This is a genomic window from Kineococcus sp. NBC_00420 (assembly GCF_036021035.1).
Classification (GTDB): domain Bacteria; phylum Actinomycetota; class Actinomycetes; order Actinomycetales; family Kineococcaceae; genus Kineococcus.
This window is the reverse complement of record NZ_CP107930.1, coordinates 1,298,738-1,313,865: the sequence shown is the minus strand read 5'-3', so window position 1 is coordinate 1,313,865 and position 15,128 is coordinate 1,298,738. Positions and strand designations below refer to the sequence as shown.

The 15,128-nt window shown below is 73.0% G+C and carries 17 protein-coding genes; 11 read left to right on the top strand and 6 right to left on the bottom strand.

All coding sequences use genetic code 11. From position 1 onward, the window contains the following. The first annotated feature begins 25 nt into the window (after positions 1-25). Positions 26-712: an alpha/beta hydrolase gene (locus OG218_RS06395; RefSeq protein WP_328292367.1), complete on the top strand. Its 687-nt coding sequence runs from the start codon at positions 26-28 to the stop codon at positions 710-712. 514 nt (positions 713-1,226) lie between these two features. On the opposite strand, the gene OG218_RS06390 is transcribed toward OG218_RS06395, so the two are convergent. Both OG218_RS06390 and OG218_RS06385 read right to left on the bottom strand, forming a co-directional pair. Continuing rightward, entirely contained in the window at positions 1,227-2,000 is a 774-nt protein-coding gene (locus OG218_RS06390; RefSeq protein ID WP_328292366.1) for an endonuclease/exonuclease/phosphatase family protein, read from the bottom strand. Between the two features lie 4 nt (positions 2,001-2,004). Continuing rightward, entirely contained in the window at positions 2,005-2,922 is a 918-nt protein-coding gene (locus OG218_RS06385) for a macrolide 2'-phosphotransferase (RefSeq protein WP_328292365.1), read from the bottom strand. Positions 2,923-2,963: 41 nt separating this feature from the next. Here OG218_RS06385 and nudC point away from each other — a divergent pair, with 41 nt between their 5' ends. Continuing rightward, positions 2,964-3,938: an NAD(+) diphosphatase gene (gene nudC / locus OG218_RS06380; protein WP_328292364.1), complete on the top strand. Its 975-nt coding sequence runs from the start codon at positions 2,964-2,966 to the stop codon at positions 3,936-3,938. 4 nt (positions 3,939-3,942) lie between these two features. Here the strand turns inward: nudC and OG218_RS06375 are convergent, their stop codons facing one another. Beyond that, complete coding sequence (locus tag OG218_RS06375; RefSeq protein WP_328292363.1) at positions 3,943-4,440, bottom strand: hypothetical protein; 498 nt, start codon at positions 4,438-4,440, stop codon at positions 3,943-3,945. Positions 4,441-4,568: 128 nt separating this feature from the next. Then, positions 4,569-4,820 (bottom strand): mycoredoxin, encoded by a 252-nt coding sequence (locus OG218_RS06370; protein ID WP_328296221.1) that lies wholly within the window; start codon positions 4,818-4,820, stop codon positions 4,569-4,571. Between the two features lie 176 nt (positions 4,821-4,996). Between OG218_RS06370 and OG218_RS06365 the strand changes: the two genes are divergently transcribed. The 4 genes from OG218_RS06365 to OG218_RS06350 all read left to right on the top strand — a co-directional run bounded on the left by OG218_RS06365 (position 4,997) and on the right by OG218_RS06350 (position 8,289). Next, positions 4,997-7,102 carry an ATP-dependent DNA helicase UvrD2 gene (locus OG218_RS06365; protein WP_328292362.1) on the top strand — a complete coding sequence of 702 codons (2,106 nt, stop codon included), beginning with the start codon at positions 4,997-4,999 and terminating at the stop codon, positions 7,100-7,102. Positions 7,103-7,289: 187 nt separating this feature from the next. Continuing rightward, complete coding sequence (locus tag OG218_RS06360; protein WP_328292361.1) at positions 7,290-7,550, top strand: hypothetical protein; 261 nt, start codon at positions 7,290-7,292, stop codon at positions 7,548-7,550. A 110-nt stretch (positions 7,551-7,660) separates the two neighbouring features. Further along, positions 7,661-8,029 (top strand): WhiB family transcriptional regulator, encoded by a 369-nt coding sequence (locus OG218_RS06355; protein WP_328292360.1) that lies wholly within the window; start codon positions 7,661-7,663, stop codon positions 8,027-8,029. Between the two features lie 35 nt (positions 8,030-8,064). After that, positions 8,065-8,289, top strand: coding sequence for a hypothetical protein (locus OG218_RS06350; RefSeq protein WP_328292359.1), 225 nt, complete (start codon positions 8,065-8,067; stop codon positions 8,287-8,289). 56 nt (positions 8,290-8,345) lie between these two features. On the opposite strand, the gene OG218_RS06345 is transcribed toward OG218_RS06350, so the two are convergent. Beyond that, positions 8,346-9,134, bottom strand: a complete 789-nt coding sequence (locus tag OG218_RS06345; protein ID WP_328292358.1) for a hypothetical protein — start codon at positions 9,132-9,134, stop codon at positions 8,346-8,348. Positions 9,135-9,252: 118 nt separating this feature from the next. Beyond that, complete coding sequence (locus OG218_RS06340) at positions 9,253-9,414, bottom strand: DUF5679 domain-containing protein (RefSeq protein WP_328292357.1); 162 nt, start codon at positions 9,412-9,414, stop codon at positions 9,253-9,255. A gap of 344 nt (positions 9,415-9,758) precedes the next feature. Between OG218_RS06340 and OG218_RS06335 the strand changes: the two genes are divergently transcribed. The 5 genes from OG218_RS06335 to OG218_RS06315 all read left to right on the top strand — a co-directional run bounded on the left by OG218_RS06335 (position 9,759) and on the right by OG218_RS06315 (position 15,113). Next, the gene (locus OG218_RS06335) at positions 9,759-10,385 is read left to right on the top strand and encodes a M48 metallopeptidase family protein (protein WP_380162443.1); all 627 of its coding nucleotides are present in this window, start codon (positions 9,759-9,761) and stop codon (positions 10,383-10,385) included. Between the two features lie 139 nt (positions 10,386-10,524). Continuing rightward, positions 10,525-11,607: a sugar ABC transporter substrate-binding protein gene (locus OG218_RS06330; RefSeq protein ID WP_328292355.1), complete on the top strand. Its 1,083-nt coding sequence runs from the start codon at positions 10,525-10,527 to the stop codon at positions 11,605-11,607. 81 nt (positions 11,608-11,688) lie between these two features. After that, on the top strand, positions 11,689-12,495 hold the full coding sequence (locus tag OG218_RS06325) for an ATP-binding cassette domain-containing protein (protein ID WP_328292354.1): 807 nt from the start codon (positions 11,689-11,691) through the stop codon (positions 12,493-12,495). Positions 12,496-12,505: 10 nt separating this feature from the next. Beyond that, positions 12,506-13,852 (top strand): sugar ABC transporter permease, encoded by a 1,347-nt coding sequence (locus tag OG218_RS06320; protein ID WP_328292353.1) that lies wholly within the window; start codon positions 12,506-12,508, stop codon positions 13,850-13,852. A gap of 7 nt (positions 13,853-13,859) precedes the next feature. Beyond that, a complete protein-coding gene (locus OG218_RS06315; RefSeq protein ID WP_328292352.1) occupies positions 13,860-15,113 on the top strand; it encodes an ROK family transcriptional regulator in 1,254 nt (417 codons plus the stop codon). The last annotated feature ends 15 nt before the right edge of the window (positions 15,114-15,128 follow it).

Here is a 15,128-nt window from a genome sequence, read left to right as displayed (position 1 = left end):
TCGCCGGACGAGCGTGGAGGTCGGGATGAGGGTCGTGTTCGTGCACGGGGCGTGTGTGAAGGACGGGTCGTGGTGGTGGCACCGGACCGCGGACCTGTTGCAGGAGCGCGGTGTCCGCAGCGTCTCGCCGCTGCTGCCCAGTTGCGGCGAGGGTGGCTCGGGTGGTTTCGCCGAGGACGTCGCCGCGGTGCGGGGGGTGCTGCAGGACAGCGACGAACCGACGGTGGTCGTCGCCCACAGCTACGGCGGGATCGTCACCGCGCAGGCTGCTGCGGGGATCACCTCGGTGCGCCACCTGCTGCTGGTCTCCAGCTACCTGCCCGAGGTCGGCCAGGGCCTCGCCGACTTCGGTGAGGGGCCCTCGCCCTTCCTCGACGTGGACGTCGACGCCGGCACGTTCGGGGTGCGCCCGGAACTCCTCGTCGACACGTTCCTGCACGACTGCGACCCCGAGGTCCGGGCCGAGGGGGAGCGCCACCTCGCCCGGCAGAACGTCGAGGTGACCTCGGCAACCGTCACCACCGCCGCGTGGCAGGCCCTGCCCACCACCTACCTCGTCTGCACCCAGGACCGCGGGACCCCGCCGCGGCGGCAACGCGAGCACGCCGCCCGCGCGGATGCCGTCGTCGAGATCGACGCCGGCCACCACCCGTTCCTGTCCCGGCCGGCCGAGGTGCGTGACCTCGTCCTCCGCCTCGCGCCGCGGTCCTGATCCGTGCTCACGGGAGGAGGCGGAACCCGTCGCCGTCGGGGTCGGCCAGCTCCACACCCTCCCCGGTCCGCCCGAGGCGGCCCCCGGTGGGACACCCATCGGTGTCACCACGTGGAGTGAGGTGTGGGTGCGACGAACCGGGCGCCCTGGCGACGAGATCGTCACCTCCACGCCTCACTCGACGCCGTACCAGGTGCCGGGATCCCGCCCTCGTGTGACCCGTGTCTCACGGGAGGTGGTGACATCGGTGGGTGCGACGGGTCAGGCGGGAGCGGCCTCGCTGTCCTCGTCGTCGGGGACGCGGCACCAGCGGTGGACGAGGAGACCGGCACTCTGCTGCTCCGGACGAACCGGGGACCCGGCTGGGTGGCCGAGCCGGGGAGGAGGGCGTCCGGCGTGGCAGGCCGGTCCAGCAAGCCGCCCCAGGACGCGGCGAGGCACGTCGGGTCGTGCGTGTCCCGGGTGAGAGCGACGACTCGAGGTGGCTCCGCGCCCGGGACCGTGCGGCGGGACATCAGTCGAAGGTCAGGTCCACGATCACACCCCGGTGATCGCTCCCACCCACCTGCTCGATGCGCGCCGTGACCCGCACGGAGTCCGGCAGCCCGTCGGCGAGGGCGTGGTCGAGCTGCACCTTCGGTGCGGGGGCGGGGAACGTCGGGCCGGTGACGAGGGGCCGCCAGGGCAGGACCCGGTGGACGACGCCCGGCGGCAGGTTCAGGTCCCCGAGCAGGACGAGGGGGCGCGGCAGCGACTCGGCGAAGCGCCGGACGGCCCGCAACTGCGCGACCGAGCGGAGCGGCGAGAACGAGAGGTGGGTCCCGAGGACGCTCACCGGTCCGATCGCCGTCCCCACGACGGCCGCGACGACGGCTCGCGGCTCGTCCGGGATCCAGCGCAAGCCGGCGCCCGGGACGGGCAGCGGCAGCCTCGCGCGACCGGGAGCCATCCGTTCCTCGCGCCACTCCAGGACCGGCAACCGCGACAGCAGGGCGATGCCGTAGGACGGTTCCCCGGCCACGGTCGCGTCGGCCGGGTAGAAGCCCTGCGGCGTACCGGGAGTGCCGTGGACGGTGGCGACGAACCGCCCGGTGGACCCGGTGGCCTGCGCGAGCAGCGCCGTCTGGTCCGCCCGTGCGCTGCGGGGGAGCAGGTGGTCGACCTCCTGCACCGCGACGACGTCGGCGTCCAGCGCCGCGACCGCCGTGGTCAGGACGAAGGAGTCGACGGCGCCGGAGGCGAGGTCGCGACCGGAGGCCGCGTTGACCGAGGCGATGCGCAGGTGCACGGGGTCAGGAACCCAACGGGTTGGCGTCCGCGTGCGCGTCGAGGTCGTCCAGCATCCGCCGGGCGTCCTCGACGATCTCGGCGTCCTCGATCCGCAACCCCAGCAGCAACCAGCGGGCGAGGGCGAGCTCGCCGGCGAGGCGGGCCCGCAGCAGCAGGTCGGGGTCCGGCGGTTCGTGGCGCGCGTGGGCGTAGGCCTCCAGGACCGACTCGAGCGCGTCGGGGTCGGCCCCGACGGCCAGCCAGGCGAAGTCGTCGGCGGGGTCGGCGATCTTCGCGTCGACCCAGCCGGTGATGCCGGTGAGCCGGGAGCCGTCCGTGCGCACGTGCTCACCGACGAGGTCGCCGTGGATCGGGGTGGCCGCGAACCGCCAGTGCGAGACGTCCTCCATGAGGACCTCCCAGCGGGTCAGCAACCGCGGCGGGACGTGACCGGTCGAGGCGGCGCGGTCGAGTTCGGACAGCCGCCGCTTGCGGTACTCCTCGGCGTCGTACACGGGCACCCCGGCGTCGCTGAAGACCCCGGTGTCGATCTGGTGCAGCGCAGCGAGCCCGATGCCGATCGAGGCGGCGAGTCCCGGGCCCGGCCGCAGGTCCCCCGGGTCGAGCGGGGATCCCGGGAGCTCGCGGTGCACGACGCACCGCCCACCCTCGGGCAGGGCGAGGGTCCCGGCGGGTTCGGGGACGGCGAACGGCAACGGCTCGACGAGGCCGGCGAGCAGTTCCACCTCGGCGTCCAGCGCGGCGGCCGCCGCGGGCCGGCGCGGAGTGCGCACGACGAACCTGCGGCCCTCGCCGTCCACCACGACGGCGACGTCGAAGTCCGCGCCGTCGGCATCCGTGGGACCGGTCGCGACCACGTCCAGACCCCGCACGGCAGCGGTGGCGAGGGCGGCGAGGACACGGGGCGAGCGGACGGGCACACCCCCACGGTATTGCGCGAGGGCCTGCATAAGGTGCAGGTGTGACCCCCGTGCCCCTCCCGAGTCCCCCCCTGCGCAACCTGGCGCTGTCCCGACAGCACGTCGACCGGGCCGGAGTGAACCGGGTCCCGGCCTCGCACCTGCAGGAGCTCTGGGCCTCGCCGGACACCCGCGTCCTGCAGGTCCACGCCGGACGCGCCCCCGTCGTGAGCACTCCGGAGGGGTTGAAGCTGGTGCTCCGGGCCCCGGCCCAGGTCCCCACCCCCGGCCCCGACGACCTGCAGCTCTACCTCGGCGTCGACGAGGGCGTCCACCACGTCGCGGTCGTCTCGGCCGACGCCGAACCCGAGGCCACCGACGGCGCCGGCGGCGGCGAGGAGTGGCGGGGACTGCGCGAGGTCGGCGAGGAACTCTCCGCCCGCGACGCCGGATTGTTCACCGAGGCCCTCTCGATGGGCAACTGGCACGCCGTGACGCGGTTCTCCCCGCGCAGCGGTCAGCCGTTGACCGCCGCGTCGTCGGGATGGGTGAAGGTCGAACCCGACGGCAAGGAGCACTTCCCGCGCACCGACGCCGCGGTGATCATGGCCATCATCTCGCCCGAGGACGAACTCCTGCTGGGCCACCAGCCGGTCTGGCCGGAGAACCGCTACTCCGTCCTCGCCGGTTTCGTCGAACCGGGGGAGTGCTTCGAGGACACCGTGCGCCGCGAGGCGTTCGAGGAGGCCGGCATCGTCATCGGCCCCGGCCTCGAGGACGTCGTCTACCTCGGTAGCCAGCCGTGGCCGTTCCCGGCGAGCCTCATGGTGGGTTTCGCCGCCCGCGCCACGACCCGGGAGATCAAGGTCGACGGCGACGAGATCGCCCTCGCCCGCTGGTTCACCCGCGAGGAACTCGCCGAAGAACTCGCTGCCGGACGGGTCCTGCCGCCGCCGGGGGTCTCCATCGCCCGGCGTCTCATCGAGGCCTGGTACGGCGGGCCGATCCCCGTTCCCGACGACAAGCCCTGGGCCTGATCCGCTACTCCCGCACCAGTTCCGCCGGGTGCCGGGGGTCCTCGCACCGCAGCACCGCGGTCGCGAGGTCGACGGGCTCGCTGGAGTCCAGGTAGCGCTTCCACCCGCCGAGGACCCTGTCGGCGTCGTCGGCCGGGACCCGGCGACGGATCGCGTTGTCCGAGGTCGACAGGTGCAGCACGGCGTCGAAACCCCAGCGGGTGTCCTCGCGCAGCAGGAACGGGCCGGTGAACACCAGGACGGCGTCGTCGGGGACGTCGCGACGGGCCGCGCGGGAGGACCGGTCGGTGGCGGGGTCGTACAGCGACGGGACCCACCACCGGTCGTGCTCCGCGCCGAGGGGTTCCAGGACCTCCCGGTAGAGCCCCGGCACGTCCAGCCAGGTGTCGTGGAACGCGTCGGGGTCGTCGCGACCGAACTCGTAGCGCAGCGACCGGGGACGCCAGAAACCCGACCAGTCCGCCTGCAGGACCGGACGGGCACGGTCTCGCAGCGCTGCCACCAGGTGCTCCGCGAACCAGGCGCGGTCGGCGTCGACGGCGCCGTCGACGCCGACGCAGGCGCCCGCGGGCAGCGAAACGGCCCACCGGTCCGCGAACTCGCGGGGACCGGTGGGCCGGAAGCTCGGGGTCAGGAGAGCTTGGCCTTGACCTCGGCGAGGGAGGGGTTCGTCGCGGCGGTCCCGTCCGGGAAGAGCAGCGTCGGCACGGTCTGGTTGCCGCCGTTGACCTGCATCACGTACTCGGCCGCGTTCGGGACCTCCTCGATGTTGATCTCGGAGTAGCTGATGCCTTCACGGTCCATCTGCGACTTCAGGCGACGGCAGTAGCCGCACCACGTCGTCGTGAACATCGTGACGCTGCCGGCCGCGGGGGCCTCCATCGTGGACACGGTCCTGCTCCTCGCTCCAGGTCACCACCGGGCTGTGGATCGTCTGCACCCCGTGCAACCACGGGATCCACAGCCATCTTCCCGCAGGCGGCTCACGGCGTGTCGTCCACAACGCGCCGCCCCTCCTGCCACCGACCACCCGTCCGGTGGGAGAAGATGCCGGGGCCATGACGACGAGCACAGACCTCCGCCCCAGCGCCGACTCGGTCCTCGACGGGCTCGACCCCGAGCAGCGCGAGGTCGCGACCACGCTCGACGGCCCCGTCTGCGTCCTCGCCGGCGCCGGCACCGGCAAGACCCGCGCCATCACCCACCGCATCGCCTACGGCGTGCACTCCGGCGCCTACGTGCCCAACCGGGTGCTGGCCGTGACGTTCACGGCGCGCGCCGCGGGGGAGATGCGGACCCGTCTGCGCGACCTCGGGGTCGCCGGCGTCCAGGCCCGCACCTTCCACGCCGCCGCCCTGCGTCAGCTGCAGTTCTTCTGGCCGCAGTCGATCGGCGGGTCGCTGCCGAACCTGGTCGAGCACAAGGCTCCGCTCATCGCCGACGCCTGCAACCGGCTGCGCATCCAGGCCGACCGCACCCGGGTGCGCGACCTCTCCGCCGAGGTCGAGTGGACCAAGGTCATGCTCGTCGACCCCGACGACTACGTGCGCCTCGCCGCCGCCGCGGGCCGCGGCGAGCCGGGCGGGCTCGACCTCGCCACCGTCGCGCGCCTCGTGCGCACCTACGAGGACGTCAAGACCGACCGGGCCGTCATCGACTTCGAGGACGTCCTGCTGCTGACCGCCGGCATCCTCGACGAGCGCCCCGACGTGGCCGCGACCGTCCGTGAGCAGTACCGGCACTTCGTCGTCGACGAGTACCAGGACGTCTCCCCGCTGCAGCAGCGCCTCCTCGACCTCTGGCTCGGTGGCCGCCAGGACCTCTGCGTCGTCGGCGACGCCAGCCAGACGATCTACTCCTTCGCCGGGGCCACCCCCGAGCACCTGCTCGACTTCCCCCGGCGCCACCCCGACACCAAGGTCGTCCGGCTCGTGCGGGACTACCGCTCCACCCCCGAGGTCGTCGGCCTCGCCAACTCCGTCCTCTCGATGGCCAGCGGCACGCACGCCCAGGCCCGCCTCGAGCTCATCGCCCAACGGCCCTCCGGCCCGCCGCCCACGTTCACCGCCTACGACGACGACGTCGCCGAGGCCGCCGGCGTCGCCGCGCGCATCGCCGCCGAGGTCCGCGGTGGTCGCAGCGCCAAGGACATCGCGGTCCTCTTCCGCACCAACGGCCAGTCGCAGGCCCTGGAGTCGGCGCTCGCCGACGCCGGTGTCGGCTACGTCGTCCGCGGCGGGGAACGGTTCTTCTCCCGCAAGGAGGTCCGCGACGCGATCGTGCTGCTGCGCGGTGGCGCCCGGTCCGCGGTGCCCGGCCACGACCTCGGGGCCGAGACCCGTGCGGTGCTGTCCTCGGCCGGCTGGGGCGAGAAGGCCCCGACGGCCGGTGGTGCGACGCGCGAGAAGTGGGAGTCGTTGCAGGCGTTGGTGGTCCTCGCCGACGAGCTCGCCGAGAAGCGCCCCGGTGCGCAACTCAGCGACCTCGTCGAGGAACTCCTGGAACGCAGCCAGGCCCAGCACGCCCCGACGGTCGACGGCGTGACGCTGGCCTCCTTCCACGCGGCCAAGGGACTGGAGTGGGACGTGGTGTTCCTGGTGGGGGTGAGCGAGGGGTTGCTGCCGATCTCGTTCGCCGAGACCCCCGACGACATCGAGGAGGAACGCCGCCTCCTCTACGTCGGGATGACCCGGGCCCGCGAGGGGATCCACCTGTCCTGGGCCAACTCCCGCACCCCGGGAGGCCGGGCCTCCCGCAAACCCTCGCGCTTCCTCGACGCCGTCCGTCCCCAGGGCGCACCCACGGCCCGTCGCGGCGGTGCGGTCACGCCGGCGGGCGCGAAGACCAAGCGCACCAGCGGGCCCATGCTCTGCCGCGTCTGCGGCGCGTCGCTCACCGCCGGGGTGGACCGCAAGCTCGGGCGCTGCAGCGACTGCCCGTCCAGCTACGACGAGGCGGTCTTCGAGAGGCTGCGCGAGTGGCGCAGCGCGACGTGCAAGGCCGCCGAGGTGCCCGCCTACGTGGTGTTCACCGACGCCACGCTCGTCGCGATCTGCGAGGCGATGCCCACGGACACCGCCTCGTTGGCGAAGATCTCCGGGGTCGGGCCGTCGAAGCTGGAGAAGTACGCCGACGAGGTGCTGGCCGTCCTCGCCACCGACTGACCTCGATGGGATCCACTGATCCGTTGCACGGCAACGGATCGGGCGGTGGTTGAGGATTGCACCGGAACTCGTCCGGAACCCGGCGGAAAAAGACGTTGTCGTCCCGGTGCGGGTGCCCCTACAGTCAGATGCACGACAGCACGGGGCAACGGTCCCGCGCGAACGCACCGTAGAGGAGGGCAGGACGATGGAAAGCATCGTGAACGCGGTCACCGCGCAGAACGGCGTCATCGCCGATGCCTTCGCCGTGCGCCCGCGCCAGACCTCCCCGATCGCTGCCCAGTGCGGTTCGTGGGAGCGCAGCCACGCCTCCACCGGCGGCATGACCACGGGTGGAGTGCGTCTGCTCCCGGCCACGAAGTCCCCGGCCGGGCGTCTGGTCGCCCCCGCCTACGGCAGCACCTCCTTCCCGTTCTCGGGACCCTCGACTCTGAGTCCACCGGTCTAGCCACAGACCGGCGACCTCTCAGGCCGCGGATCCCGATCACCTCGGGTCCGCGGCCATTTTGCGTTCGTGGGCTCTTCGACGCCGAATCACTCGCCGGAGAACGCAGAGAGATGACCGTGCACCAGTCCCCGCAGACCCGACCGGGTCGAGGCAACCGACAGAACATCCGCACCACCGGTGACGCCGGATCCGTCACCGTGACCCAGGAGGAGGTGAGCGGCGTGACCCGCCGCCACACGCCGGACCCGCTGCCCTGCCGCCGCTTCGACTCCGAACTCTGGTTCGCCGAGAAGCCCGAGGACGTCGAACTCGCCAAGTCGCTCTGTGCGGACTGCCCGCTCGCGAACGCCTGCCTCGCAGGCGCTCTCGAGCGCTCGGAACCGTGGGGCGTCTGGGGCGGCCAGCTCGTCCTGTCCGGGGTCGTCGTCCCGCGGAAACGTCCGCGCGGCCGTCCCCGCAAGCACCCCGTCGCCGCGTGAACCGGCTCGTCCGGTCCGACGCAGCGACCCCCACCGTGAACGGAACTGGAGTCACCATGTCCTACGTCGAGGAGAACCTCGTCCGAGAACGTCTGCTCAGCCTGCACCGCGAAGCCGCCCGCACCCGGACGGTTCGCGCCCTGCGTGCCCGTCGCCAGGCCGAGGTCGCCGCCCGGCGTGCCCTCGTCCTCGCGGTGCGGGCCGACCGCGCCGAGGCCGCCGCCTCGACCGCCGGGGACCGCGACCTCGCCGCCGTCTGACCCTCCGAGCGCGACCCCGCCGGGAACCCCGGCGAGGTCGTGGTCAGAGGGGGTGGTCAGAGGGGGAGGTCGACGCAGCCGCAGCCGGGGTGCGGGGCCCAGCCGCGGGCCCGCACCCGTCCCTCCGGCAACAGCAGTTCCAGCCAGACCCCCACCGTCGTCGCGGGAACGCCGTCGAGGTGCGAGAGCACCTGCAGCGCAGCGAGTCCGGCGACGGCGTGGGCGGTCGCCGCGTCCACCGGGCGGCGGGGCCCGCGGCTCAGTCCGTCCCGCGTGGCCGGCCAGCACGGGTCGGCGTCGGTGCGCCAGCGGTCGACGCAGCGCAGGCACGCCGAACGGCCCGGCAGCACCAGCGGCCCGATGAGCGCATCGGTGTCGCGCACCACGACCGACAGGTGCACCACACCGTCGGCCAGCAACCCGTCGGCGGCGACGGGCCGTGCGGTGTGCTCTTCCAGCAGGACGACCACGTCGGCCGGCCCGGAGTCCGCGGGGTTCCCCGTCCTGCGCACCCGCGCGGGGACGGCCTCGGGGCGGTCGCACACCAGCCGGCCGACCCCGGCCGCGGCCAGCACCTCGAGCAGCGCGTCCGCCGTCCGGGCGGACCCCACGACGGCGACGCTCGTGCGGCCGCGCCCGGTCAGCCGGTCGGGGGAGCCGGTGCGGTCGTAGGCCGCCCAGGCGTCGGCCTCGTCGGAGGGGGGTCCCGCCTCGAGGGGCGGCGCCGGGGGCGAGGACTGCACGACCGCGCTGCGCGGTGTCGACCCCACGAGGAACCGACCGTCGGGCCGGGCGAGGACGGGCACCCCGCGGGGGAGGGCCCGCGTCGTGGTGGGGGAGAGCATGCGGTCACTGTGCCGCAGGTGTTCCGGAGGTGGACCGCGTCGTCCACAGGCGCACCCTGCCGGTGGTGACCCCGGCACGCGGGGTCACCGACCGGTGGTCGGGAGGCTCAGTCCCGGATCAGGACGCCTTGCCGAGGATGCGGTTGAGGTTGGTGTCGCAGACGGGGCACTTGCCCTTCGCCATCCGACGGCCGTTGGTCTCGACGACGTTGCCCGTCGCCTCGCGCTTCTCCTTGCACTTGACGCAGTAGAACTCGCCGCTCCAGGTCTCGTCGGCCATGGTGCCTCCTCGTGTCTCGTTCGCGGGCGGGTGCCCCGTCGCGGGACCCCCGGTGACCACCCTCACCCGTCGCTGGGCTCCGGTGGTCCTGTCCGGCATCGTGCCCTGCGCAGCCGTGCGAGGCGCGTCGGCACGCCAGAACGGCCAGGTTCGGCCAGGTTCGGCACTGCGCGTACCGTGTCGATCACCGCACGACGGACTTCCGGGCCCGGACGGGTAGCCTGCCGGAGGTGACGGCTCACCAGGAGGGTGCAGCGGCGCTCGATGCTGCCCACGGGGCGCTCGAGCCCCACGACGAATCGCCGGACCGCCCCGGCGACGCACGACCCCGCCCCGCCGTCGACGTGCGACGCAGCCGCCGCCGGACCCGGACGGTCTCGGCCTACCGCGACGGCGACCGCACCGTGGTGCTCATCCCCGCCCGCTTCAGCCCGGCCGAGGAACGCGAGTGGGTCGAGCGGATGGTCACCCGGCTCGAGGCCGCCGACCGGCGCCGCAACCCGCTCGAGGGCGACCTGCTGGAACGCGCCCGCGAACTCTCCCGTCGTCACCTCGACGGCCTCGCCCGGCCGACGTCGGTGGCCTGGGTCGAGAACCAGCACCACCGCTGGGGGTCCTGCACCCCCGCCGACGGGAGCATCCGCCTGTCCAGCCGTCTGCAGGGCATGCCGAGCTGGGTCCTGGACTACGTGCTGCTGCACGAGCTCGCCCACCTGCTCGTCCCGACCCACTCGCGGGCCTTCTGGGGACTGCTGAACTCCTACCCCAGGACCGAACGGGCGCGCGGTTTCCTCGCGGGCATCGACCACGCGACGGGCCACGAGGGTCCGAACCACCACGACAAGGACGACGAGGACGAGGACGTGGAGGACGACGACGACGTCGACGTCGCGACCCCTTCCGACGACCGTCCCGCCGTCGCCGCGGACGAGCAGCCGCCCGCCGTCGAGGTCATCGTCAGCACGAGCTGACCCCTTCCGCCGAAGGGGTGCTGCGGGTCACAACTCGGTCACGAACACCCACGTCCGCGCGGTCCCGGGTATATGTTGCGGCTCACAACTTACTCCCGGCGAGCTGACCGCCGGGAGAGCCAGATGCGAAGGAGCATCCATGCGCGTTCGATCCTCAGTCCTGCTCGCGACCACCGTCGCCGGCGTCCTCCTCGTGTCGGCCTGCGGCAGCAGCGACACGGGATCCTCGTCCCCCAGCGGCGGTTCCTCCGCCGCCGAGGTCGGCGTGATCCTCCCGGACACGAAGTCCTCCGCCCGCTGGGAGTCGTTCGACCGTCCGCTGCTCCAGAAGGCCTTCGACGCCGCCGGCGTCAAGGCCGACATCCAGAACGCCCAGGGCGACGCGTCCAACATGCAGACCATCGCGGACCAGATGCTCACCGAGGGGGTCAAGGTCCTGGCCATCGTCAACCTCGACTCCGACTCCGGGGCCGCGATCGAGGCCAAGGCCAAGAAGCAGGGCGTCCAGACCATCGACTACGACCGGCTGACCCTCGGCGGTTCGGCCGACTACTACGTCTCCTTCGACAACACCAAGGTCGGGCAGGAGCAGGGGCAGGGCCTGGCCCAGTGCCTGGGCGGCGGGGACAAGAACATCGTCTACCTCAACGGTTCCCCGACCGACAACAACGCCGGGATGTTCTCGGCCGGCGCGCACAGCGTGCTGGACCCGATGACGAACTACAAGGCCGTCGCCGAGCAGTCCGTCCCCGACTGGGACAACCAGCAGGCCGCGACGATCTTCGAGCAGATGCTGACCCAGCAGGGCGGCAAGATCGACGGTGTCCTGGCCGCCAACGACGGCCTCGGCAACGCCGCGATCTCGATCCTGGCCAAGAACGGGCTCGCCGGGAAGGTTCCGGTGACGGGGCAGGACGCCACCACCCAGGGTCTGCAGAACATCCTCGCCAAGACCCAGTGCATGACGGTCTACAAGCCCGTCGACCAGGAGGCGAAGTCGTTGTCCGACATCGCCATCGCCCTCATCAAGGGTGAAACCCCCAAGACCACGGGGACGACCAAGGACACCACCGGCAAGCGCGACGTGAAGTCCATCCTGCTCGACCCGCAGCTGATCACCCGCGACAAGGTGAAGTCCGTCGTGGACGCGGGTTTCGTCAAGGCCTCCGAGCTGTGCACCGGTGACTTCGCCGCGGACTGCACCGAACTCGGCATCTCCTGACCGACCGACACCCGACCGGCCGGAACCCCGCTGCGGCGGGGTTCCGGCCGGCCGTCACCACGTCCCCCCGAGGAGGGGTGCATGAGTTCCACCACCACTGACGCGACGACCGACGCGACGACGCTGCTCTCGCTGCGCGGCATCGACAAGAGCTTCGGTGCCGTCCAGGTCCTGCACGGCGTCGACCTCGACGTCCGCCCCGGAGAGGTCACCGCACTCGTCGGGGACAACGGCGCCGGCAAGTCGACCCTCGTGAAGTGCATCGCGGGGATCTACACGATCGACGCCGGGGACTACCTCTTCGAGGGCCGCCCCGTCTCGATCAGCACGCCCCGCGACACCGCCGACCTCGGCATCGAGGTCGTCTACCAGGACCTCGCGCTCTGCGACAACCTCGACATCGTCCAGAACATGTTCCTCGGCCGGGAGAAGCGCCGCGGGATCCTGCTGGACGAGCCGACGATGGAGGAGCTGGCCCGCCAGACGCTGGCCAGCCTCTCGGTGCGCACCGTCCGCTCGGTGCGCCAGCTCGTCTCCAGCCTCTCCGGCGGTCAGCGCCAGACCGTGGCCATCGCCAAGGCGGTGCTCTGGAACTCCCGCGTCGTGCTGCTCGACGAACCGACCGCGGCCCTCGGTGTCGCCCAGACGCGGCAGGTCCTGGACCTGGTGCGTCGCCTCGCCGACAACGGCCTCGGCGTCGTGCTCATCTCCCACAACCTCAGCGACGTGTTCGAGGTCGCGGACCACATCACCGCCCTCTACCTCGGCCGGGTGGCCGCGACGGTGCGGACCCGCGACGTCACGAGCAGCCAGGTCGTCGAACTCATCACGACGGGGCGATCCGGTGACCTCGGTCTCGCTCCCGCCACCGCTTCCGCCCCGGTCTGAGGAGATCGCCATGTCGACCACCGGACAGGAGTCCGAACCCGCGGCCGCCAAGGCCGCGGACACCGCCCCGCTCACCGAGCAGGAGCGCATCGTCCAGCTGGCCCGCGCCACGGCCGGCGGCGGGAGCACCCTGGCCCAGCCCGCTCCCGAACCGACCTTCCGCGAGGGGGTCAGCGCCTACGTCGCGCGGCTGCGCGGCGGTGACATCGGGTCGCTGCCGGCCATCGCGGGACTCGTCGTCCTCTTCGTGCTGTTCTCCGCGCTGCGTCCCGACACCTTCCCCACGCCCGGCAACATCGCCAACCTGCTGGTGCAGGCCTCCTCGATCATCGTGCTCGCGATGGGGCTGACGTTCGTCCTGCTGCTGGGCGACATCGACCTCTCCGCCGGTGTCGCCGGGGGCGCCTCCGCCGCCGTGATGGCCCTCGTGCTGCGCGAGACCGGCGTGAACTGGGTCGTCGGCCTGCTGGCGGCCCTGGTCACCGGCCTGGTGCTGGGCACCCTCATCGGTCTGCTCGTCTCCCGGGTCGGGATACCCTCCTTCGTCGTGACCCTCGCGTTCTTCCTGGGCGTGCAGGGCATCACCCTGCGCCTCATCGGTGAGGGCGGCACGATCGCGGTGCGCGACGACGTCATCGTCGCCATCGCCAACTCCAACGTCCCGGTGTGGCTCGGGTGGGTCCTGGCCGTCGCGGCCGCCGCCGGCTACGCGGCCGTCAGCCTGCTCCGGTGGAGCGGGCAGCGCCGTCGTGGGCTCTCCCGCGACAACCTCGGCGTCGTGGTCCTCCGCGTCGTCGTCGTCGCGGCCGTCCTGCTCCTCGTGACCGCGGTGCTCAGCCAGAACCGGGCCCGGGTCGCCAGCATCCACCTCGCCGGCATCCCGTACTCCGTCCCGCTCATCGCCGTGCTGCTCGTCGTCCTCACCCTGGTGCTGGGGCGCACCCGCTACGGCCGTCACGTCTACGCCGTCGGCGGCAACCCCGAGGCGGCCCGCCGGGCGGGCATCTCGGTGCGCGGGATCCGCATGTCCGTCTTCATGATCGGCTCGACGCTGGCCGCGCTGGCCGGGGTCATCGACGCCTCCCGCCTGAACTCCGTGGCCCCCGGATCGGGCGGTGCGAACACGCTGCTCCTCGGGGTGGGCGCGGCGGTCATCGGCGGGACCAGCCTCTTCGGCGGCAAGGGCCGCGTCTCCAACGCGGTCATCGGTGGTCTGGTCATCGCGGCGATCGCCAACGGCCTCGGGCTGCTGGGCCAGGCCCAGTACGTCAACTACCTCGTGACCGGCGTGGTCCTGCTGCTCGCCGCGACGGTCGACGCCGTGTCGCGTCGACGCCGAGCGTCCTCCGCGGTCTGAGCACGTCGTGGACGCGTCGGGGGCCGGAGGACCGCGGGGACAGGGCACCGAGGACGTCCGCCGGCACAACCTCTCGACGCTGCTGGGCCTCGTGCACAGCCGGGGCGGGGTGACGCGGGCCGAGGTCACCCGCGACCTGGGCCTGAACCGCTCGACGGTCGGCGCCCTCGTCGGGGCGCTGGTCGAGGCGGGGTTGCTCGTGGAGGAACCCCCCGCCGACCAGAGCCCCGGCCGCGTGGGCCGCCCCTCCTTGCAGGTGCGACCGCGCGCCGGGGGTGCCGAGGTGCTCGCGGGCTACGTCGACGTGCACGCCGTGCAGGTCGTGCGGGTCGGCCTGGGCGGCACCGTCCACGGCCGGCGCACCATCCCGACCTCCACCCCACCCACCCCGGAGGCGGCTGCGGACCTCGTGGCCGGGGCTGCGGTGGAACTGCTCGAGGACTCCCCGCACGTCCCCGTCGTGGGGGTGGGGCTGGCCGTCCCGGGAACGGTGCGCACCGGCGACGGCACGATCGGCCTGGCCCCGAACCTGGCCTGGCGCGACGTGCCCTTCGGCGCGTTGGCCGCGGCGGCGCTGGCCGAGCGGACAGGACGCGCGCTGCGGGTCGACGTCGCCAACGACGCCGACCTCGGACTCATCGCGGAGGTCCGTCGTGGCGCCGCGGTCGGGCTCTCCGACGTCGTCTACCTCTGCGGGACCTACGGACTCGGCGGGGGTGTGCTCACCGGGGGACACCCGCTGACCGGGCACCGGGGCTACGGCGGCGAGGTCGGGCACATGAGCGTCGACCCCGACGGCCGTGCGTGCCGCTGCGGCAGCCGGGGGTGCTGGGAGTCGGAGACCCTCGCCGAGGCGTGGGCGGAACCCTTCGACCTGGACCCGGCCGCACCCGACATCGCCGACCTGGTGCTGGCCCGGCTCGCCTCCGGCGGGGTCGTCAGCCGACGCACCCGGGACCGGCTGTCCCGGGCCTTCGCCCGCGGGCTGGCCAACGTGTGGCACCTCTTCGACCCGCAGACGGTGATCCTGGGCGACGGTCTGTGGCGCCGGTTGTGGCCGGAGGTCAGCGACGACGTCCTGCCCTGGGTCGACCGCCTGGTCATGCCGACCATGCGGGCCGACGTCACCGTGAGCCTCTCCGCCCTCGGGTCGCGCTCCACCGTGCTGGGCGCCGCGGAACTGGCCTGGAGCCCGCTGCTCGCCGACCCCGTGGGGTTGCTGGCCGCGCAGGACGGGCGGGAGGCGCCGGTGCGGGTCTGAGCGACCCGCACCACC